This window comes from Streptomyces rapamycinicus NRRL 5491, assembly GCF_024298965.1.
GTDB classification, from domain to species: Bacteria; Actinomycetota; Actinomycetes; order Streptomycetales; family Streptomycetaceae; genus Streptomyces; species Streptomyces rapamycinicus.
Map to the genome: position 1 here is coordinate 8,312,456 of NZ_CP085193.1, position 20,434 is coordinate 8,332,889.

General features: G+C 65.2%; 17 protein-coding genes and 1 CRISPR repeat array. Of the genes, 12 read left to right on the plus strand and 5 right to left on the minus strand.

Annotated elements, in window-relative coordinates:
• The first annotated feature begins 75 nt into the window (after positions 1-75).
• The 12 genes from LIV37_RS34775 to tyrS all read left to right on the plus strand — a co-directional run bounded on the left by LIV37_RS34775 (position 76) and on the right by tyrS (position 15,686).
• Positions 76-978, plus strand: a complete 903-nt coding sequence (locus tag LIV37_RS34775) for a radical SAM protein (protein ID WP_121824155.1) — start codon at positions 76-78, stop codon at positions 976-978.
• A complete protein-coding gene (locus LIV37_RS34780; protein WP_243146108.1) occupies positions 971-1,609 on the plus strand; it encodes a P-loop nucleotide/nucleoside kinase family protein in 639 nt (212 codons plus the stop codon). The genes LIV37_RS34775 and LIV37_RS34780 overlap by 8 nt, the downstream gene beginning before the upstream one ends.
• Positions 1,527-2,174 carry a class I SAM-dependent methyltransferase gene (locus LIV37_RS34785; protein ID WP_020871758.1) on the plus strand — a complete coding sequence of 216 codons (648 nt, stop codon included), beginning with the start codon at positions 1,527-1,529 and terminating at the stop codon, positions 2,172-2,174. The genes LIV37_RS34780 and LIV37_RS34785 overlap by 83 nt, the downstream gene beginning before the upstream one ends.
• 27 nt (positions 2,175-2,201) lie before the next feature.
• Positions 2,202-2,759: a class IV adenylate cyclase gene (locus LIV37_RS34790; protein ID WP_020871759.1), complete on the plus strand. Its 558-nt coding sequence runs from the start codon at positions 2,202-2,204 to the stop codon at positions 2,757-2,759.
• Positions 2,760-3,025: 266 nt separating this feature from the next.
• On the plus strand, positions 3,026-5,644 hold the full coding sequence (locus LIV37_RS52165) for an asparaginase domain-containing protein (RefSeq protein ID WP_148717779.1): 2,619 nt from the start codon (positions 3,026-3,028) through the stop codon (positions 5,642-5,644).
• Between the two features lie 38 nt (positions 5,645-5,682).
• Positions 5,683-6,150 (plus strand): PPC domain-containing DNA-binding protein, encoded by a 468-nt coding sequence (locus LIV37_RS34805; protein ID WP_020871761.1) that lies wholly within the window; start codon positions 5,683-5,685, stop codon positions 6,148-6,150.
• A gap of 706 nt (positions 6,151-6,856) precedes the next feature.
• A CRISPR array of direct repeats spans positions 6,857-8,044; the repeat unit is 29 nt; unit sequence CTGCTCCCCGCACCCGCGGGGATGGTCCC.
• Between the two features lie 754 nt (positions 8,045-8,798).
• Positions 8,799-9,398: a DUF4254 domain-containing protein gene (locus tag LIV37_RS34810; protein WP_121824154.1), complete on the plus strand. Its 600-nt coding sequence runs from the start codon at positions 8,799-8,801 to the stop codon at positions 9,396-9,398.
• 43 nt (positions 9,399-9,441) lie between these two features.
• On the plus strand, positions 9,442-11,124 hold the full coding sequence (locus tag LIV37_RS34815; protein WP_020871764.1) for a pyridoxal phosphate-dependent decarboxylase family protein: 1,683 nt from the start codon (positions 9,442-9,444) through the stop codon (positions 11,122-11,124).
• A 152-nt stretch (positions 11,125-11,276) separates the two neighbouring features.
• On the plus strand, positions 11,277-12,182 hold the full coding sequence (locus LIV37_RS34820) for a glycosyltransferase family 9 protein (protein WP_020871765.1): 906 nt from the start codon (positions 11,277-11,279) through the stop codon (positions 12,180-12,182).
• Positions 12,179-13,132 (plus strand): phosphotransferase family protein, encoded by a 954-nt coding sequence (locus LIV37_RS34825; protein WP_158634872.1) that lies wholly within the window; start codon positions 12,179-12,181, stop codon positions 13,130-13,132. The genes LIV37_RS34820 and LIV37_RS34825 overlap by 4 nt, the downstream gene beginning before the upstream one ends.
• A gap of 4 nt (positions 13,133-13,136) precedes the next feature.
• Positions 13,137-14,279, plus strand: a complete 1,143-nt coding sequence (locus LIV37_RS34830) for a glycosyltransferase (protein ID WP_020871767.1) — start codon at positions 13,137-13,139, stop codon at positions 14,277-14,279.
• Positions 14,280-14,417: 138 nt separating this feature from the next.
• Positions 14,418-15,686: a tyrosine--tRNA ligase gene (gene tyrS / locus LIV37_RS34835; protein ID WP_020871768.1), complete on the plus strand. Its 1,269-nt coding sequence runs from the start codon at positions 14,418-14,420 to the stop codon at positions 15,684-15,686.
• Positions 15,687-15,776: 90 nt separating this feature from the next.
• Here tyrS and LIV37_RS34840 read toward each other — a convergent pair whose 3' ends face one another.
• The 5 genes from LIV37_RS34840 to LIV37_RS34860 all read right to left on the minus strand — a co-directional run bounded on the left by LIV37_RS34840 (position 15,777) and on the right by LIV37_RS34860 (position 20,396).
• Entirely contained in the window at positions 15,777-16,436 is a 660-nt protein-coding gene (locus LIV37_RS34840) for an HAD family hydrolase (protein WP_020871769.1), read from the minus strand.
• 212 nt (positions 16,437-16,648) lie between these two features.
• Positions 16,649-17,056, minus strand: coding sequence for a hypothetical protein (locus LIV37_RS34845; RefSeq protein WP_148717778.1), 408 nt, complete (start codon positions 17,054-17,056; stop codon positions 16,649-16,651).
• Positions 17,057-17,599: 543 nt separating this feature from the next.
• Positions 17,600-18,565 carry a hypothetical protein gene (locus LIV37_RS34850; protein ID WP_020871771.1) on the minus strand — a complete coding sequence of 322 codons (966 nt, stop codon included), beginning with the start codon at positions 18,563-18,565 and terminating at the stop codon, positions 17,600-17,602.
• A 36-nt stretch (positions 18,566-18,601) separates the two neighbouring features.
• Positions 18,602-19,213 carry a helix-turn-helix transcriptional regulator gene (locus tag LIV37_RS34855; protein ID WP_020871772.1) on the minus strand — a complete coding sequence of 204 codons (612 nt, stop codon included), beginning with the start codon at positions 19,211-19,213 and terminating at the stop codon, positions 18,602-18,604.
• Between the two features lie 55 nt (positions 19,214-19,268).
• Complete coding sequence (locus tag LIV37_RS34860) at positions 19,269-20,396, minus strand: glycosyltransferase (protein WP_158634871.1); 1,128 nt, start codon at positions 20,394-20,396, stop codon at positions 19,269-19,271.
• Positions 20,397-20,434: the final 38 nt, after the last annotated feature.

Consider the following 20,434-nt stretch of genomic DNA (forward strand, 5'->3'; position numbering starts at 1 on the left):
CGTCCGCGTATGCGGTAACGAGGTCCTGGTCGGCTGCGCCACGATCGGGTCTCCAACCAGCCCAGGGGGCCCATCGTGATCGGCGAAGTCACCGGCATCCGCAGGATCCGCATGCTGTACCTGCAACTGCTGTACCGCTGCAACTTCCAGTGTCTGCACTGTTTCCACGGCGAGAGGCTCAAGCACGCCGACGCCTTTACCGCTGACGAGGCGGTTAACCTCATCCGGCTGATGCGCAACCAGTACGGCACCGAGGCTGTCACGTTGCTTGGCGGCGAGCCGTTCCTCCATAAGGATCTCGCCCAGGTCGTCCACTACGCCAAGGAGGAAATGGGCCTGCAAGTCGAGATCTGCACGAACGGCTACCGGATCGAGCGCCGGCTTACCGAGATCGCGCAGTACCTTGACCTGCTGCGGTTTTCGCTGGAGGGCATCGGCGCGACCAACGACCACATCCGCAAGGCCGGCAGCTACCGGAGCGCGTTGAGCGCACTCAAACTCGCCCGGGAGCTCGGAGTCAGGACGGGGGCGACGATGACGGTCACCTCCCGGAACATCGACGAAGTGCTGCCTCTGGCCCGCACCTTGCAGGAGCTCGGTGCGTATCAGATGAAGCTGCACTGCCTGCGGCCCGTGGGCAACGCTGCTGCACACCCTGAGCTCTTGGTCACCGATACAACTCGGTACACCCGCCTACGCGAGCAGCTCCAGGCGGCCGGGCTGTCCATCGAGGTGATCATTGACGAGGATCTGTCGGAGGAGGGCGCCCCGGAGGTCTGTGGGCCGAGGGGTGTGCTTCAAGAGATTGAGCGGATCGAGTCCGACCCGCGCGGCGCGCTCACGATGTCCTGCAAGGCCGTGGGCAAGGATTCACACGCTTTCTGGTACGAAAAGGGCGCTAACCGTGTCGTCCACCGTCCTTCGGCTTGCGACGAGCTCACCCTCCCGGTGCCGGACGTGGTGTATGCCCGTGCCTGACCTGCCACTGTTTGAGAGCCTCGAAGGTCTACGTGGTACAGGAAAGTCGACCGTCGCACCGCTGCTGGCGGCAGCCCGGGGCGCCGTCCATGTCCCAACCGTGCCGCTCTGTTACCAGTCGCTGCGGCGGCGGGTCGACATGCAGGGAAGCGTCGAGGCGCGCATGTGTTTCTACCTCTCCGCGCTGTTCACAGCCGCCGATGAGATCCAGAACTATCTGGCAGATGGCGTCCCGGTCGTCGTGGAGAGCTACTTCGCCCGCTGCTTGGCCACTCACCGCGCCTTCGGAACCCGGCTTGGCGTTACCCTGCCGCGCTGCCTGCCGCAACCCATCACATACCAGTTGGTTTGTAGTGAGGGCGAACGCCAGCGTCGCCTCGCTCAACGGTCCAAGTCTCTCTCCCGTTGGGATGAGCTCGGCGAGAAGGTCGCAGACGCGATTACCGATGCCTATGCCCAGTTCCCGATGCAACAGGTGGACACCACGGGCCTCAGACCTGACCAGGTCGTACAAACCATTTTCGCCACTGCGAACGAAGGAGCCAGCTGTGGAGACCCGGAGCCTATGGGAACACACCCTCACGTTCTTCCCTCAATTCCTTGCCGCGTTGAAGGATCGCGCCTCCGCTGACGCCACGGTCGCAGTCGTCGGCGCGAGTGATGGCAAGTTCGTACTCCCCCTCGCCGCCGCTGGCTACCGTGTCGTAGCCATCGAACGCGATCCAGTCGCCCTCTATGGAGGCGAGGTCATACTTCCGGGTGATACCCACGCTCATGCGGTGGGGCTGATCGACCGACTGAAACTCGAAGGGTTCAACGACCGGGTACAGGTCGTGGAGGAGGACTTCCTTCAGGCCGAACTCTTGGGGTCGCAGTGCGATGCCGTGTGGACGAGTTGCTCATGGCATTACAGTGCAAATCACAACCGCCCACTCCTCGATTTTGTAGCCCGCATGCAGTCCCTTGTCCGTGTCGGCGGCCTGTTCGGCGCAGAATTCATGATGCCTGTCGAACAACGCCATTACCTCATAGAGCACTACACATCACCCGAGGCGCTCAGCAGCCACTTCGCCACCAACTGGCAAGTTCTGCTCACCCTGCGCACGGACGAGTTCACCGAGCAAGCCCATGTCGGCCAACTCCATGCCCACACACACCGCATGGGCCTTGTCCTGGCAGCACGCACCGCTGAGTAGCCGAAACCGAGACCGAAGAAGAGGATTATGAACCACGAGTACGAGGCCAAGTTCTTGTCCGTCGACGTCACCGACCTCCAGTCCAAGCTGACGACCCTGGGCGCCACCCGCGCGTTCCCCCGGACTCTCCTCACCCGCAAGATCTTCGAGAACGATGCTCTCGACAATGGTCAGTGGGTCCGCCTCCGTGATGAAGGCACCCGCTCGACCCTCACCCTCAAGCAGGTCACCGACTCCACAACGATCGACGGTACTACCGAGATCGAGACGGAGGTCACCGATCTGTATGCCATGGCCGATATTCTGCGTCACATCGGTCTGCGTGAAGTCCGTTACCAGGAGAACTACCGTGAGGAGTGGCGTCTGGGTGAAGTCGTCTTCGACTTCGACACCTGGCCCGACCTTCCCACCTTCGTCGAGATCGAAGGCCCCGACGAGGCATCGGTCCGCCAGGCAGCCGCCTTGCTCGATCTCGATTACACCGAAGCCCGGTTCGGAAGCGTCGATGAGATCTACAAGAGTGAGGCCGGCCGCGACATCCTGGTCGAGCCGACCCTCCTTTTCCCTGATGCTGAGAAGCCGTAGGCGCGGTCTATAGCAGGCAAAACTGCTGACCCTCCCAGTACGTCCGAGGGCCTAGCTACCAGAACCGTTTCGCCCTGAGCAACCCAGTATTGCCGTTCCGGGCGGTGCACTCGCGTGGCCCGCCCTGGTCACGGAATGCTCGGGTCTTGCCCGACGACACGGACTGACCAGGGCTCGGTCACCGAGAACCACACACACGTTGAGTGGATCTTGCAGCAGCCTACGCATGCTGAGGACTCACCTGATCACGTACTGGCGAGGTGGAGATGGCTGGCAAGACGGAGCGCCGGTGCTCGGTGTGCCGTGCGAAGCTCAGCCGGTTCAACGCGGGAACGCAGTGCGGGCCCTGTCAGAGCGGCATGACGCCCAGGGTTGCGCCTGAGTTCTGGGCGGACCCGGTCGTCGAATCCGCGATCAGCGCCTGGGACCTCGGCGTGGTCGTGCAACTCTTTCGGAAGCACACTGGACTGTCACAGACGGCAGTGGCCCGGCTGGTCAACATCGATCAGGCCGAAGTGAGCCGACTGGAGCGTGGTCGAAAGAAAATCCGCGACCGGCGCCAATTTGCTCAATGGAGCGAGGCCCTGGGAATACCAGGGGAATTGGTGAGCCCGCTGCCCGCCGCGGACCAGCCGCCCTTACCGAATATGGGCGGTCCTGGTGGCCATCTGATGCTTCAGGACGGAGTGTGCCAGATGCTCATGCCCGCCGGCCGAAACCTTTCCCTGACGGTGATCCCCGCCCTCGCAGAACCTGCCGCGTCCTTTCATGACAACACCTTGTGGCTCGCGCCGAACAGGGACACCGAGGCATGGAGCCGGATGCCGCTCAGAGCTCTGCTCGCCGCACACCGCACCGTCGAGGGGAGACGGCAGTTTTTCGTCATGGACGCACGGGAAGCAGCTCGCGGCTCAGCGAAGGCGCCTTCTTTGGCCATTCCGTCCGCATACGAACTCGACGAGCTGACCTATGGAATCCTGTGGGCCGTCGCGGGCTATGACTCCGCTGTCCTCAGCGACGACACAGAGCTCCAGGAAACACTGCTTCTCCCACCGCAGCGCGTGCTCGGGGGAGACGGCGGGCCTGTTGCTCCGGGCAGCCTGACCGACGGGTCTCAGATGCTCCTCGGGTCGCATGCATGCGCCGAATTCATCCTCAACCAGAGAGACGAACTGGCTGGCGAACCAGTTTTCTGGACCCGCGAACAACGTGGGGAGGAAGCGGCCACGTGGCTGATCTTCAAGCACAAGCACCGTTATCTCCAGGAGACGGCTCCCCGCAGGGCCCACAACGGAGTCGCGCGCGCCTTCTGCATCCCCCGCCAGGAGGTCGCCGTGTCGCCCACCCACGAGCGCGTGTTGCTGTTCCTTGCGATCGCGCTGATGGAGTCCTACAGCGTGACGACCTGGCTGACCGATGAACTCGACCTCCAGCAGACAGAGGGCTTCGCACTCGTACCTGGTCACAGGGCAGCCATCGCGACCTGGGTACGCACGGGCTCCCATCCGCAGACTGCGCTGACGGCGGGGGCCCATACATTACGCACGTTCGCGGACGTTATCGGTCATGCCCAGGCCCACGCGATCAACGCCGGGGCAAGCCCGGGGCAACGTCTGGCAGCGACCGCGGACTACCTCGACCTGGACCGCGCATGGTTAGCACGCCGCTGCGCACAGCTCGCGGCGGAGGGCGTCACGGCTCTTGCCCGGCCCCGCAGCCGTCACCTCAGTCTTGACGCTTTGAACGTCGCCTGCACGTACGTGGCCACCGAGTTGCGGTCCGAAGCCGAGTCCGGTGCCCTCCACGAGGTGACCCGTTTAGCCTGCACGGGACGATCTCTGCGCGTAAGGCCCACTCGGACCGAACCGACATGGCAGATGGGGACGATGGTGGACGCGGTAAAGACAGTGGCGGTCTACTCCTTGGGCGGGACCATCGCCATGACCACGGATCCGGCCACCGGCGGTGTCGTACCGGCCCTTTCCGCCTTCGACCTCCTTGCCGCCATCCCCGGCCTGAGGGATCACGGCATCGACCTGCACGTGCACGACTTCCGGCGGTTGCCCGGTGCCTCACTCACCTTCGACGATCTAACAGACCTTGGCGCGGCCATCGACAAGACCCTGTCCGGAGGCGACGTCGACGGGATCGTGATCACGCAAGGGACTGACACCATCGAGGAAACCGCGTTCTTCCTCGACATCCATCATGGTCACGAGCAGCCGGTCATCGTCACTGGCGCCATGCGCAGTCCCATCATGGCCGGGCCCGACGGACCCGCCAACCTGTACGCGGCCGTCCTTGCTGCTGCCGACCCGCAGCTGCGCGGCGCTGGCGTGCTGGTCGTCCTGAACGACGAGATCCATACGGCACACCATGTCCGTAAGTCCCACACCACCAGTCCCGCCGCCTTCACGTCGCCCGGCGCAGGCCCCGTCGGCCGGGTCGTCGAGAACCGCGTACGGCTGGCTGCCCCGCTGCCCCGCCGATCCGATCCCCTGGTACTGCCGAGTCATGACGCGCGCGTAGGCCTGTACACGGTCAGCCTCGGCGACGACGGCACGCTCCTCGATGCGTGGGGCGGCCGATGCGATGGACTCGTCGTCGCCGCTTTCGGCGTTGGGCACGTCCCTCAGCGACTCGTTGAGAGCCTCGAACGGCTCGCCGCGCGAATCCCCGTGGTTCTCGCCTCGCGCATCGGCAACGGCCCCGTCCTGACCGGAACGTACGGCTTCCCCGGCTCGGAGAAGGACCTGATCAATCGGGGGCTCATCCCCGCCGACCACCTCAGCCCCTACCAGGCACGCCTTCTGCTCCAGGCGCTGCTCGCCCAAGACGCGGACCGCGAGACGATCACCAAGAAGTTCACCGTCTTCGAGCGCTGACCCACATACGTCAGCTCCGCCCGAGAGAGAGGATCCGTATGCGCGCCCACGAACTGACCACCGGCCGGACGTTTGGTGTCACCTTCGACCACGGCGAGGACTTCTTCGATGCGCTCTCGGCGTTCTGCCGTGACCACGAGGTTCGGCAAGGCTACATTCCCTCATTCATCGGGGCGTTTACCGAAGCCGAAATTGTCGGCGCCTGCGAGAAACTCGAAGACCCGGACGCTCCGGTCTGGGCCAAGACCCATGTCACCAACGTCGAGGCATTTGGCGCTGGGACGATCGCCCACGATCTGGATACGGGAAGCATCCTGCCGCACATCCATGTTTCCGCTGGGCTGAAGGCGCAATCGGCCGACGGCCGCACCAGCCACCTCCTGAGCGCCAAGGTCCAGTTTCTCAGCGAGCTTCTCATCATCGAAGTCGTCTCCCCGAACATGACTCGGCCGCGGAACCACGCTCTGTACGACGTACCGCTGCTTACCTTCGGCGCGCCGGAGTAGGACCCTCGTGGGCGAACGCGGGATGACGGTGCAGTGGCGGAGCCCACCACCCCCTAGATCTTGGACGGGGCCAGCCCGTTCCCATCGCGATGGTGATCTGCTTGCAGGTCATCGGCGGCTGTCCGTGGTGGCAGGCATCGGCCAGCATCGACAGGATTTTGGTAGCCGGCCGCCAGTGTGCCCGGGCGGCGGTCTCCACCGCGGGACGATCATTCCGGGCCTGGCTGGCTCCACAGCCGACGTCGCCGCGGTGTTCTCGACTGGCGACGCCACAGCAACCGGCACAGCCTGCCGCTCGGACTCGGCATCGTGCCGTCCGGCCAGGACCCGGCCCACCTAATGCTGGGCGATGACCAACTCTTGCCAAGTCCGTCTCGTGCCTCGTTCAATTCAGCCAGCAGACGGTCGGCCTGCTCGCGCAGCACCCCCACCTGCTGCCGGGCAGCGTGTTCCTCGGCTTCCAGTAACCCCATCACCGACGGCATCAGCCGCCCCTCCACGATGGCGACGACACGACGCATCATCCCTGCCGCATCACCACGGAGTTCATACCTGACCTGCGGAAACCAACCGATCAGGCTCGAAGGAACAGTGGGTGAAGGAGCACCGGATTCATCTCGTCGATCGCTGCAAGCTTGGCGAGTGGGTTGCTAGCTCCTGCCTCTTGTGGGAGCTGCCGGACCGCATCCCGCCCCCAGGTCGCGACCTGCTCCCCGCACCCGCGGGGATGGTCCCACGTGGACACTTGGGAACGAGAGGGTAGCGATCTGCTCCCCGCACCCGCGGGGATGGTCCCGGCTCGGTGGCCATCAGGACGGCCTTCCCTGCCTGCTCCCCGCACCCGCGGGGATGGTCCCAGCGACGACATGCTCTGCTCGGGGAAGCGGGCCTGCTCCCCGCACCCGCGGGGATGGTCCGATCAGATGACGTAGCGACTGAGAGGCGGGAGACTGCTCCCCGCACCCGCGGGGATGGTCCCGTCCAGCTCCAGCGCATGCTCGACCCCGAGGTGCTGCTCCCCGCACCCGCGGGGATGGTCCCTCGGTGGAGGCTGCGGCCACGGTGTCCGTGGCCTGCTCCCCGCACCCGCGGGGATGTCCCGGCCGGGAAGGTGACCCGGCCCCGGGCGGCTCCTGCTCCCCGCACCCGCGAGGATGGTCCCTCGGGGTCCTTCGTGATCAGGCTGTGGATCTGCTGCTCCCCGCACCCGCGGGGATGGTCCCTCATCGGCGTAATCAGTCGGGGGCGCCCAGGTCTGTTCCCCGCACCCGCGGGGATGGTCCCGTCTACCGGCCGCTGAAAGCGATGGTGAAGAACTGCTCCCCGCACCTGCTGGGATGGTCCCGACTACTACCGGGCGGGCATCAACGCCACCGCCTGCTCCCCGCGCCCGCGGGGATGGTCCCGGTACGTACTGCGACATCCACGGCTGCGACCTCTGCTCCCCGCGCCCGCGGGGATGGTCCCGCCATGTCGGATGAGGAACTGGCGGAGCAGGCCTGCTCCCCGCACCCGCGGGGATGGTCCCTTCTCCGGGATCGGCTCCAGGCGGAACTTCGGCTGCTCCCCGCACCCGCGGGGATGGTCCCACCCTGACGACCGGTTCACTCTCTGTCGATATCTGCTCCCCGCACCTGCGGGGATGGTCCCGCCTGTGCAGCATCGGACGTCTTGAGGTCGGCCTGCTCCCCGCACCCGCGGGGATGGTCCCTGTGGTGGGCGAGCGCGGGCGGCACGCAGGATCTGCTCCCTGCACCCGCGGGGATGGTCCCCACTGGCTCAAGGAACAGGGCCTCGAGCCCGACTGCTCCCCGCACCCGCGGAGATGGTCCCGATCTACCGGACGATCCTCGACGTCCACGCCACTGCTCCCCGCACCCGCGGGGATGGTCCCATCCACGACCACAGCTGGATCGTCGACCACGACTGCTCCCCGCCCCGCGGGGGGATGGTCCCCAGCTGCACAACGTGGGCCTGTACCTCGGTGCCTGCTCCCCGCGTCCGCGGGGATGGTCCCGGCTCGCTTCCACCACCGTGGCGAGACTTGTCCTGCTCCCCGCACCCGCGGGGATGGTCCCGGTCGCCCAACCGCTCTGTCCCGAACAGTCGAGTGGGGCAGTGGGTGCGAGGAGAATCTGTTGGCCAGCGTGACGCTGCGGGAGCGCTATGAATCCAGCCACTGGACAAGTGCCCTGTCGCCAAACACTGCGGATGGGGCCGTCGAAGTACCCGATTCGAGCTATGCAGAGGGGCGGGATGCCAGCTGCTGAAGGGAGGACTGGCCGGATGATTTTGGCTATCAACGTCGCAGTTCTGCTTGCGGTGATCAACGTTATGCGACTGTGTCGACGCACACTGGCTCGGAGCCAGGTCGCTGATGCGACAGATGGCATCAGCCGCTGGTGCAAGATGGCCCGTGGTCACCGGCTCTCCCTGAACTGTTAGCGTGCCACGAGATCAACTTAGGGGCAGGGGCGGACCTGGACGGATGTCAAGCGGCCACTTTGGCCGTTGAGTCAGGGGCATCATGGCCTAGCGATCGTGGAGTAACGCGCCCCTCTCGGACACCCTCCGGCCGTGCTCAAGGCTGTCTTCGATGACGGTCGACAGAGGCAGCCTCCCGAGATACCGAAGGGGGATCACCATTGATGACTGAGACACGTGCAGGACTGGGTAAGGACACGGATGAGTTGGAGGGCGACCCGCGCACTCCGATGACGGCGGTTGCATCTTGCCTCGACGTGGCAGGCGGGCAAGGTGGCTGGTGCGAGGACGCTCTCGCTGGGATTCCGCTTCCTGACTCGCCGGAGTTGTCGCCGGCTTTGGACCGGCTGCACGCAGTCAACAGTCGGCAGTGGGACGCCGAGGATCGGGTGCGACAAGCTGGCGACGGGGAGATTCCGGCCATCAAGCGGGAGATCGACGCTCTCAACGGCAATCGCCATGCACTCATCGAGCAGGTCGATCGAATCTTGGATGCGGCGTGGAGCGCGAATGAGGGCGTGCCTCCCCTCACGGAGTCGATCGGCTCAGCGCTTGACCGACTCTCGGTGCAGACGCTTCGGATCAGGCACATCGAGCGACTCGTCGGGCGGGATGCTGGTACGGCAGAGCGAGTGGCGATTCTGCGTCACCAGTACGACGATCTAGTGTGGTCTATCGCGGTCGCTTGCGAGGATCTTGTGTCCGGCCGTCGACGCACGCCCCGGCCTGAGCGCATGAAGCTCTACGGGAAGTCAGCACGATGAGCGCGGTCACGTTGCTCCTCCGAAGCGCCAGGTTCGATCTGCGATGACGGTTGACTCCTTCGGGGACGGAGATGAGTTTGAGCGCTGGCGCAGCGGCCTGTTCCTACGTCCCGACGGGACCAATGCCGATGTGCTTGTCGGGCTCCTCCGCCGCGCCCTCGATGAGACGCTGAGCCATCAGGGCGAGGGGCCCGTGTATCCGCGCACCGGCAAGGAGGGTAGGCGCTCCCCCGTGGGTGACGGACGGCTACCGGAAAGCCCTGTCACAGCGGAGACGGCGCTCAGCCAATTGCGCTGGTGGCTCGCTGGGTCGGTCAAAGTTCATCACCAGATGTTCGCCAAGAACATCGTTCCGCCACCGTCGTTCGTCAACCTCGCAGCGTTGTGCGCGGTGTCGTTGTTCATGCCTAACGGCGTCACTGGAGAGGACGCCGCGGAGACCCTTTCCGCTGAGTTGTCCTCCGCCCAGGCGTTGGCACGGTTGGCGGGGTACGAGCCGGAGCGGGCAGGCGGCCTGTTCACGTTCGGCGGCACTGCGACCAACCTGTATGCCATCAACGTCGGCATTTCCAAGGCACAGCCCGACCACGCCGAGCGTGGGATCGAGCCTGGGATGGCCGTCGTCGGGTCCTGGCCAGCGCACTACTCGCAGAAATCCGCGTGTGCGTGGCTGGGGATCGGCACTCGAAACTACATATCCGCTGCGTCGCTACCCGACCAGACCACGGACCTGGAGTCGATGGAAGCGGCCTGCCGCGACGTACTGGCACGCGGCCACCGGCTTGCATGCATCATCGGTGCGGGCGGGACGACTTCCAACATGGCTGTCGACGACTTCGGTGAGATCGCTACGATGCGGGATCGGCTGGCCGCCGAATATGGGTTGGAATACACACCCCATGTGCACGCAGATACAGTCATCGGGTGGGCATACCTCTGCTTCATCGATTATGACTTGCATAAGAATCCCCTCGGCTTCAGCCCACCGGTGGTAGCCAAGCTGTCACGCCTTGTGGAGCGTCTGAAAACGGTGCAGCATGCCGACTCGTTCGGAACGGACTTCCACAAGACCGGCTTCGCGCCCTATACGTCGAGCATGATCGTCATGCGAGATGGTCGGGACTTCTCGCGGCTGCGCCGCGACGGCGGAGCCATGACCCCGTTGTTCCATGACAAGGATGCCTACAACCCCGGGACCTTCACGTTGGAGACGTCCAGGTCGGCAGCGAACATGGTGGCGACCTGGGTTGGCTTGCAGACTCTCGGCAAGCAGGGGATGCGGCAACTGCTCGGCCACGCGCTTGAAACGGCAGAAGCGCTCCGGCGCCACATCAATGCCTTGGCAGGTCGCGACGCGACAGCTATCAACAGACATTCGTACGGGCCGGACGTGTTCGTGCGCTGTTACCCGCCGGACGACCCCGCCGCTACCGAGGAGGACTTCGACGACACCAGCTCCGTCCGCCGGATAAACCAATATATCTCTGACCTATTCGCGTGGCTATCGACTCAACGGGTGCCGGACGCTGAACAAATCGCAGTGAGCAAGTCCTCCGCAGCCTTCTATACACCGGCTGGCGAGCCGGTCGTCGCTCTCCGGGTGTACTCCCTCAACCCGTACTTCTCCGATGCTCACGCCAGAGAGCTGGTCATACGCCTGCTGAGGGGCAAGCGACAGTTCGATGCTACATACATGCATGCAGATGCGTGCGAGGAGGCTCAATGAAGCGACCGCCGCTGTGTGGCCGAGAAGAGCTACCGACGCGCTTCGCAGCCGCCGACCTTCCTGTCCGTGACTGTGTCGAGTTGGCCGCCGGCCTGGCCTCCTATGCCCGGACACATGGACTAGCCCGAGTCGAGGTGAGCGGGCCGCCGGCAATGCGTGAGCTCATCGAGGAGTTCGGCTTTGGCGAGGTGCGATTTGTCGAATTCCACCGGCAGCCCGCGGTGGACATTGCGGCAGTCCCCCGGACTTGGCGCTGCGGCCAACGAGGGCTGCGCTGCCTGAGCGACCAGCTCGTCGACGCAGCAAAAATCGCGTCGCGGGTGGACACACCGCCGTCAACACTCGCCGGGGGAACCGTGATGCGATTTGCCCGGCATAACCGCCTCGGCGACGCACTGGGCATCGTGACCGGCCTCGAGCACTACTGCCGCGACAACGCCGTGGCATCAGTTGCCGTATCCGGTTCGCCCATCCTTGCCGAGGTAGTGGAGGTGTTCGCGTGCAAGCGGGTGAGCTATGCCCCTTCGCCCAGCGAGTCGATCAACGGCGACGCGATCTTCGCCCGATCGTCATGGAGCATCCCCTGGCTTGACCGGTTCAACCACGCCGTCACCGACGCCTTTGGAGGGCGAGCCCGCCACCGAGTGCCGCCGCTGCCTCTCCGCCGGGCACCGACGCCTCGTGGCGAAGAGAATGTGGTGTATTACCAGCTCGATGCGCGTTCCGGCACTGCGCCATCGCGACACTCAGCTCGGCGGCTCCTGAACCAGGTCTCGGCGCACGGTGAAGTGCGGGTCCTCGGCGGCCCCGACACCCAGACCTACCTCGGCGAGGACCTGATCTACGTCCGGGCCGACCTTCCCGAAATGGTTGCCCGTCTGCTGTCATGCCGTCTCTTCGTGGGGTGCGACAGCGGCCTGGGCCATCTCGCGGGGTGCCTTGGTGTGCCTGGTCTGATCGTCAGTACCGACGACTTCGAGACGACCTGGTCATTCTTTCGAGGCTACGCCAGCCTCAATGTCATCCCGCTCGCGGCAGCAGAGGTGCTTCTGCCATGAAGCCGCCGACAGAGCAGGCAGTCCGGCGGGCGGCCAGCCGATGCCTGAACCAAGAGGCCGTGACCGCGAACCGAATCCCGATGGGCCGCAGTCACTTCGTGTTCACGGTGCAGCTGGTGTCCGGTGAGCGCGTGATTGCGCGGATCGCGCGTCACGACCGCGCTGAGTGCTTCGCCAGCTTCGCGTATTGGCGGCGCCAGCTGGCAAGGGTGGGAGTGCCCGTTCCCCGCGTGCTGCACATGGACCTGAGCGGGACAGCGCTGCCCTGGCCGATCATGTTCCTTGAGCAAGCCCCAGGAACCGATCTCTGCAACGTCTACGTGGGCCTTACGGCTGCCGAGAAGCGAAGCATTGCCGACGACCTGCTCGATATCCAACACCGCACGCGCGGCCTCCCGCCCGGTCCTGGGTACGGCGGTATCGCCAGTTACGGTGACCTTCGGTGCCACCCGCGCTGGTCGGACGTGCTGTGGGAGTACTTCACCGGTGCCGTCGATCAGCTTGCGCCCCCGCAGCGGGAGGCCCCGGCCATTGGACAAATTCGCAGAACCATCCACGAGCTACATCCCGAATTCGATGGCATCGCCCCGTTGCCCTACTTGATCGACGCCACCCACCAGAACGTGTTGGTGGAAGACGGGAGAGTCACGGCGATCGTCGACCTGGATGAGGTCGGATTCGGTGACTCTCTGTACCCGCTTGGTGTCGCTCGTGCTGGACTTCTGGCTCGTGGACCAGAGGCCGACTGTATTGAGCAGGTTGCAGTGCCGCTGTGCGTCGGTCCGAATCAGCGGCGTGTATTCGACCTGTACTCAGCGGTCGCATGCCTCAAAATGCTCGCCCCCAGTCCCCTCAGCGTCGCTGGCCCGCCCTCTGCCGGCAGCCAGATCGCCGTCCGGCTTCGGAGCTTGCTCGATGCCTTTGCCGGTGCCGCGGCCCACAAGGAGTAACGTCATGGCCGGTATCGTCTTTGTGAGTATCGACGACTTCACCCGCGAGGGCTTTACCAATGGTCTGTTCTTGCAGGTGCGCGAACTACTAAAGCGCGTCATAACCCGAGGGCACCCGGCCAGCCTCGCCTGTATCGCGCAGAGCAGGAACCCCGGAGTCGGACGCAGAACTCGAACCATCCAGGGTTGCACTGTCCACGAAACCTTCATCGATGCTCCGGGGGTAGCCAGTGCGTACCGGCGGGCTCTTCAAGATATTTTGAACGACCTGGACCCCGACGTGATCCTGCTCAACTCGTGTGCGGTTCGGCTCAATGAAGCGCATCACGCGGTGCTGGACGAGAGCCTTGCGAGCGGTCGGCAGGTAGCCGTGCTCGTGACCGACCAGCTCTACCCCACAAGCAGTGACCACCCTGAAGATGAGGTGCGGAGCTACTACAGCCTGATGCGGCAGACCAGCGTGCACGCGGTCAGCGAGACCATCGCCGACGCCTTCCATGGCGAAACCGGTGTGCCAGCGCAGGTTCTCCCTAATCTCCTACCCGAGCGACGAGTCGGCCCGGCATCTTCGGGGGCAGAGAGTCGATCCCTGACATTGATCAATCACCACCCGATCAAGGGTCGACGTGTCTGGGACGCGCTCATTCGGCAGCGCCCCAGCGATGCCTACCTGGCCGTGGAAACCTGGCCCGATGTCCCGGCGTATGTGCCGCCCTCACCGAGGGTCGAAGTGGCCGCATTCACCCCGGATCCCACCACGATCTACAACCGCACCAGGATTCTGCTGGTGCCGTCGCTGGGCCCGGAAGGTCTCGCACGAGTCACGCTTGAAGCAATGGAGTCAGGAGTGCCTGTCATAGCTCACCGGATAGGCAGCCTGCCCGAACTCGGGAACGCCGCGATGTTTATCGCCCCGCCACCGATCGCCGGCTACGAGCTCGATGGCGATGTGCTGTACCCCATGGTTTCCCAGAATGACGTCGAGCGGGCCGCGCAAGATCTCGGGCAGGCGATCGACGCTCTTGATCATGATCCGGCACTCCGGGCCCGATTCGTGACCAACGGCAGAGCACTCGTGCGTGACTACCGTGATCACAGCGAGGCTGTTTCCGGCCGGCTGCTCGACGCATGGTTCGGGACTGTGTGACTCAGGACACTCAGATGTGGGGTGATCTTGGCTTTTCCGCCGTACGCGATGCCGCTGACCAGCACAAACGCGGAAGCTCCGGCTGGACGACTAGACTGGCCGCCGCACTGTACGCGCGACTCAAGGAGACACGGGACCGTGACGGCCATCGTCGACGAGCTCACGTGGCGCGGGCTGATCGCCCATGCCACTGACGAGGACGCATTGCGCAAGGCTCTCGCGGACGGCCCTGTCACGTTCTATTGCGGCTTCGACCCGACCGCGGCCAGCCTGCACGTCGGCCACCTGGTGCAGGTGCTCACCCTCCGCCGACTCCAGCAGGCCGGGCACCGACCGCTGGCGCTTGTGGGCGGCGCGACCGGCCACATCGGCGATCCTCGGCCGACGGCCGAGCGCACCCTGAACGACCCGGAGACGATCGCCGAGTGGGTGACCCGGCTGCGGGCGCAGATCGAGCCGTACCTCTCCTTTGAGGGCGACAACGCGGCGACCATGGTCAACAACCTGGACTGGACCGGGGGCATGACCGTGATCGAGTTCCTGCGGGATATCGGCAAGCACTTCCGGGTGAACAAGATGCTCACTAAGGACTCGGTCGCCCAGCGCCTGGCCTCCGATCAGGGCATCAGCTTTACGGAGTTCAGTTACCAGTTGCTTCAGGGGATGGACTTCCTGGAGCTGTACCGGCGGTATGGCTGCACCCTCCAGACGGGGGGAAGCGACCAGTGGGGCAACCTCACAGCCGGTCTGGACCTGATTCACCGCCTGGAGCCGCACGCCGAGGTGCACGCGCTGGCCACGCCACTGATGACGAAGGCGGACGGCACCAAGTTCGGCAAGACCGAGACGGGCACGCTTTGGCTCGACCCGGAGATGACCACGCCGTACGCGTTCTACCAGTTCTGGCTGAACACGGACGACCGGGATATCTCGCGCTACATGCGCATCCTCTCCTTCAAGTCCCGCGAGGAGCTGGAGGAGCTGGAGAAGGTGACTGAGGAGCGGCCGCAAGCCCGTACCGCGCAGCGTGCCCTTGCCGAGGAGCTGACCACGTTGGTGCACGGTGCCGACGAGTGCGCCGCTGTGATTGCTGCGTCAAAGGCGCTGTTCGGGCAGGGCGAGCTCACCGAACTCGACGAGGCAACGCTGGCCGCCGCGATCTCCGAGCTCCCGAACGCCAAGGTGAGCGAGCTCGGTCAGGTCACCGACATGTTCGCTGAGGTCGGCCTGGCGCCGAGTAAGTCGGCCGCCCGCCGTACCGTGAAGGAGGGTGGCGCCTACGTGAACAACGTCAAGGTGACTGCCGAGGATGCCGTGGTCGCGGCCGACGAGCTCCTTCACGGACGCTGGCTGGTACTGCGCAGGGGCAAGAAGAATCTGGCGGCCATCGAGGTCACCGGAGCCTGAAGCAGACCGGGAGACGGCAGCTCAGCCGTGAGCCGGGGGAGTGTCTCCGGCTCACGGAGCCAAGTCATGGGAGCAAGGCGCTGCTGAAGTTCAGTGGATAGTGGTGGCCAGCAGCTTGGGCAGGTCGCGCATCTCGTCGAACAGCGTGGTGCCTGGTCCTTCCAGCCGCGAGGCCGGCGTGAGGCCGCCGCAGTAGCCGAAAGTCCGCATACCGGCGGCACGGGCTGCCTGAACCCCGTACGCACTGTCCTCGATCACCACGCACCGCCCGGGTTCTACACCCATGGATCGCGCAGCGTGCAGGAAGAGGTCGGGGGCAGGCTTACCTCGGGCGACATCGGCTGCGCTGAAGATGCGCCCCTCGAAGTGGTCTCTCAGACCGGCGATCTCCAGGTTTCTCCTGAGGCTCGCGTGACCAGTGTTCGATGCAACGCAAACGGGCATCGCAAGGCTGTTCAGGGCTTCTACGACGCCATCGACAGCGGTCAAGTCAGCTTCGAGGGCCGCCTGGTAGAGATGCTCGTATTGCCGCAGCCAGTTCGTCTCCAGGCGGCGTCCAAGCCGTTCCTCCACGGCAGCCGTGTAGACCTCGGTGGAGGAGCCGACGAACTTCTCGATGATCTCCTCCTCGGTGAACGCGCACCCCAGGTCAGCCGTGATCATCGCGTCTACTTTGACGCATATCCGCTCGCTGTCCACCAGTACGCCATCACAATCGAAGATCGCCAGATCGACAGGACTCCGCGTCATGAGCGGCAGTGTAGACCTGCGGTGACCAACCCCCGTGCCGCGTATGGTCGTCGTCGGGTTCGCCGCTTCTGCAATGTCTGCCATTGGCAGCGCTCGACGGACTGGCTGGTAGCGGGCGGTATCGCGCACGTGGTCCACGCGTCCGGCAAAGCCGCCGTGATGGTCACCGGCCGCCACAGTAGCTTCGTCGCTGGCTGGGGTCGGGGGGTACTTCATTGCGCTGGGGTGGGGACGGTGGAGGCGTGGCTGCCGAAGGCGAGGGTGGCCAGCGTCAGGGTGCGCAATTGGCTGGAGGCGGCGGTCCAGGCTGTCCACTGGTGCGCGAAGGGTTCTTCCGCGACGGGAAGACTGGCGTCGGGGGCCGCGCGGTGGGCGAGTGTGCGCAAGGTGAGGTCGTGGCGGGGATAGAGGGCGAAATCGCCCAGGTAGTCGGCTGCTGCTACGGCGGCGGTCCAACTGTCGACTTTGTGAATGTCGCTCAGTGCGGTGACCAGAGCGTGGCCCTGGAGTTGTCTCCACGCGGTGGCATGGAGCAGGTAGGCATGGGCGGCCGATCGTAGGCTTGCCTGGAGGGTGGCGATTTTGGCCCTGTGGAAGGCGTGGTCGGGCAGGCCGAGCATCCTCTTCGGGGTAGGGGTGAGGTGGAGGGCTCCGTATGGGCTCTCGAAGACAGGCCCATAGAGGGTGCACCAACGGTGGTAGAGCCTGCGACTGGCGCCGGGAGGGAGCTGTCGCTGTCGCAGTATCGCGACGCACAGGGCGTCCCATAGCGAGGGGTTCGAGATGCGCACGATTGTTCCTAAGGGGGCCAGCGCATCGGCGAGCTGGTGTGGCACGGCCGGGGGAAGCTGGTGGTGATGGGTGTACGTGAGGTCGGGGAGGCTTCCGTCGCCGGCCATGGGCATGAAGTCAAGGGCTTGCCCGTCCCAGGAGGCTAGCCAAGTGCCGCCCTGTTCGTTGGACAGCAGCCGGTAGCAGCGGGACTCGGTGTCGGTCCAGCCGGGGTGGTCGGTGCACAAGCTCGCGTGAGCCAAGGCGTTTCCTGTCTGATGGTGATGGCGGGATACAGAGATGTGTGGAGCGGTGGCTTGTGTGTCGAGGGACCCGAGCTGAGATGGGGCGTGGCAAACCCCCGGACGGTGTGGGTGCTTGAGAGGGGTCGGTCAGGCCGCGAGTGCCAGCTGCCAGGTGCGGTTGAGGATCTGGATGAATTCCTGGGTGTTCACCGTGGCCACCAGGACGTCGTGGTCGGACCAGTCCACGTCGATGACCTTGACGTCTGTGATTGCTGGGAGGAGGGGCTTGCTGGCGTAGATGCGGTCGACGCGCTGTCGGCCTCCCTGCCGGTCCACGCCGCAGGTGGGGGCCAGGGCCTGGCGGTGGGCGGCGCCGTTGGTGTGGACGACATGCCGGGCGATGTCTTCCAGGCCCGCGGTCCGCAGGATCTGGTCGGGATAACTGTCCGCGATACGGCGTCCATGGGCGTCCAGCACGCTGCGGTGGGCTATGTGCTGCTCGTCATCGATCTCGTTCCAGTCCGGCAGCTGGACGTGATCCAGACCTGGTTCGGGATAGGAGTTCCAGTCTCCGCCGCCGATCATGTACACCGGTGTCTTCCGCCGGTCGCGATCGTAGGCGCGTGAGGCGCCCGGGACTGTGGCGGCTTTGTCGTTGAGCGTGGTCCACCGCTCCGCTTCCAGCCGGCGCCTGGCCGGGGAGCTGTAGTTGGCGTGTACGGAGGAGGCGATGAACGGCACTGCGCAGTCGTCGATCTTCAGCGAGAGAGTGGTGGGCGGTTGGTTCCATACCGTCTTGTCGCGCCATTCGCCGACGCAGCGGAACCGCGACTGGTCAACGAATATGCCGGTGAGCTGCTTGGTCTTCCCCTTCTTGGGGCCGATCCAGCCGCGCAGGCCGAGGGCGTCTTCGTCCTCGTAGAGGAGCTTGCCGTTGTTGGCGAGGGCTTTGTCGCATTCCTGGCGCAGCAGGATGCCGGGGCCGATGTCCGTGATGGTGGTGTGCATGGCCCGGCGGCGACCGGGGTCTCCCACGCCGTTGCCCTCGAAGTTGGAGCTGACGATATGGAAGGTGTCGCTGCCACTATCCTCGGCGGCTCTCGTTACGGGCATGACCAGTGGTTCTCCTGAAGAGGATGACGGGGCAGGTCAGATGAGTCCCTTGCGTAGCGCGAAGGCCACGGCGTGGGATCGGTTGCGCAGGTGGTGCCGGGTGATGAAGGCGTGCAGCACGTTCTTGATCGTGCGTTCTGAAAAGCTCAGATTGAGGGCGATCTCCGGGGTGTCGTAGCCCTCGGCGACCAGCCGCAGGACATCGATTTCTCTCTCGGCCACATGCCCGATCCCCAGACCTTGCTTCATTCCGTGGAGTTGGCCGAGCAAGTGGAGCAGGCGTGTCTGGAGGTCCGGCGGGAGGTGGCCGTCTCCTGTAGCCACGGTCTGGATCATGCGGACGAGCCGATCGCTGTCGACGCTCGCGCGCCACATGATCCCGGCGGCACCGCATTCGGCGGCCAGCGACAGTTGATGGTCCTGGAGACGGGAGACCAACAGGACGAGCCGCGATGAGCCGCTGTGCTGCGCGGTGCGGAGCAGTTGGTACCCGGCCGGATCGGAGATGTCCGCTGCCACCACGGTCACGGCTGGATCGTCGGCACCGTCGTACAGGCGTATCTCCGGCCGCGGGCGCAGCAGAGCGATCACCCCGGCTTCGGAGAGGGGGTCATCGGCGCACACCTGGACAGTGATGCGGTCGGTCATCCTTGGGGATCCATCGACGTAGCCGGACGGGTGGATTGAGGCGGTTCGGTGTCGTTTAAGGCAGGGCAGAGCAGAAGAGCTGTGCGACGCGGACAGGCCGGAGGTCCTGGACACGCCAGTAGGCGGCCTGGCAGGCCGCGCGATAGGAAGCAGGGTCGGCGAGCAGTCCGTCGGTGAGGAACAGCAACGCGTTCGGCCCGTGCATGACGTCGGCGAGCAGCCGGCGGGGACCGTGCTGGAGAGGCAGGAGCAGGTCGGACAGGATGCCGGTGTTGTAGGCGATGACCGGTGTGCCCTGGCTGAGGGCTTCCAGAGCGGTCATGCTGCTGGCGGGTCGGCGGCACGGGATGATCACTGCGGCAGCCTCGGCCAGCCAGCCGGGTACTTCTGCCCAGCCGGGCACCGGGGCGAGTGTGATATTCGGTGCCCGGTCGGCGAGTATCTGGCACTGCTGCCGTAAGGCTCGCCCACCGCGTAGGTCGTCGGGCCCGGGCGGAGCGAGGGCGACCTCCACATGGCGATGCCATGCTCTGGCGGCTGCGATCAGTTCGAGGACACCCACATCCTGGCCGACCGGGGCCAGTACTCGCACTGGGGCTTCAGCCTTCCGTGCAACCGTGGCTGGGATGCCTGGATTGTGGAGCGGGGCGTTGGGGACGACGTGCCATGTACGGGTGGGCCAGGCTGCGGTGGTGGCCTGCCGCAGGACGGCGTCGCAGGAGGTGATGACGGTGTCGGCATACGCCAGAGCCGGTGGCATGTCCTGCTCGTGCGGGAGCGCGGGCACCACAAGCACACGCTGGACGCCGTAAGGAAGATCAATTGGCAGGCGACCCAGACCCCACAAAACACCTACGGACACGACGGTGTCGACTCGGCGTCGGACGATCAGGTCGCTCAGGGACCGCTGGACTTTTGCCTCAGTGGTGATGAGGGCCTCACGCAGTGCCTGTGAAGTGCAGGGCAGGGCGAGGGGCAGGTCGAACTGCTCGACGGGGACGCCGGGCAGTCCGGTGCCGTCATGCTGTTCGGTGGCCGTGGCGATGGCCACCTGGTGCCCGGCCGCCGCCAGTGCGGCGGCAAGTGAAGAGATGGATCGATCTGTTCCAGTTACTGCGTCTATGCGCCAGGATGCACGGACGAGGAGGATGGAGCGTCGCTGCGTGTGGTGCTGTGTGGTCATGGCAGGGCCCTTTGGGGAGTCCAGGACTGAGTGAGAAG

Bases quoted from the DNA above. Each gene is read 5' to 3' on its own strand.
- LIV37_RS34790 (WP_020871759.1), top strand. From the start codon at position 2,202: ATGAACCACGAGTACGAGGCCAAGTTCTTGTCCGTCGACGTCACCGAC.
- LIV37_RS52165 (WP_148717779.1), top strand. From the start codon at position 3,026: ATGGCTGGCAAGACGGAGCGCCGGTGCTCGGTGTGCCGTGCGAAGCTC.
- LIV37_RS34805 (WP_020871761.1), top strand. From the start codon at position 5,683: ATGCGCGCCCACGAACTGACCACCGGCCGGACGTTTGGTGTCACCTTC.
- LIV37_RS34810 (WP_121824154.1), top strand. From the start codon at position 8,799: ATGACTGAGACACGTGCAGGACTGGGTAAGGACACGGATGAGTTGGAG.
- LIV37_RS34815 (WP_020871764.1), top strand. From the start codon at position 9,442: ATGACGGTTGACTCCTTCGGGGACGGAGATGAGTTTGAGCGCTGGCGC.
- LIV37_RS34820 (WP_020871765.1), top strand. From the start codon at position 11,277: ATGCGTGAGCTCATCGAGGAGTTCGGCTTTGGCGAGGTGCGATTTGTC.
- LIV37_RS34825 (WP_158634872.1), top strand. From the start codon at position 12,179: ATGAAGCCGCCGACAGAGCAGGCAGTCCGGCGGGCGGCCAGCCGATGC.
- LIV37_RS34830 (WP_020871767.1), top strand. From the start codon at position 13,137: ATGGCCGGTATCGTCTTTGTGAGTATCGACGACTTCACCCGCGAGGGC.
- LIV37_RS34840 (WP_020871769.1), bottom strand. From the start codon at position 16,436: ATGACGCGGAGTCCTGTCGATCTGGCGATCTTCGATTGTGATGGCGTA.
- LIV37_RS34845 (WP_148717778.1), bottom strand. From the start codon at position 17,056: ATGCTCGGCCTGCCCGACCACGCCTTCCACAGGGCCAAAATCGCCACC.
- LIV37_RS34850 (WP_020871771.1), bottom strand. From the start codon at position 18,565: ATGCCCGTAACGAGAGCCGCCGAGGATAGTGGCAGCGACACCTTCCAT.
- LIV37_RS34855 (WP_020871772.1), bottom strand. From the start codon at position 19,213: ATGACCGACCGCATCACTGTCCAGGTGTGCGCCGATGACCCCCTCTCC.
- LIV37_RS34860 (WP_158634871.1), bottom strand. From the start codon at position 20,396: ATGACCACACAGCACCACACGCAGCGACGCTCCATCCTCCTCGTCCGT.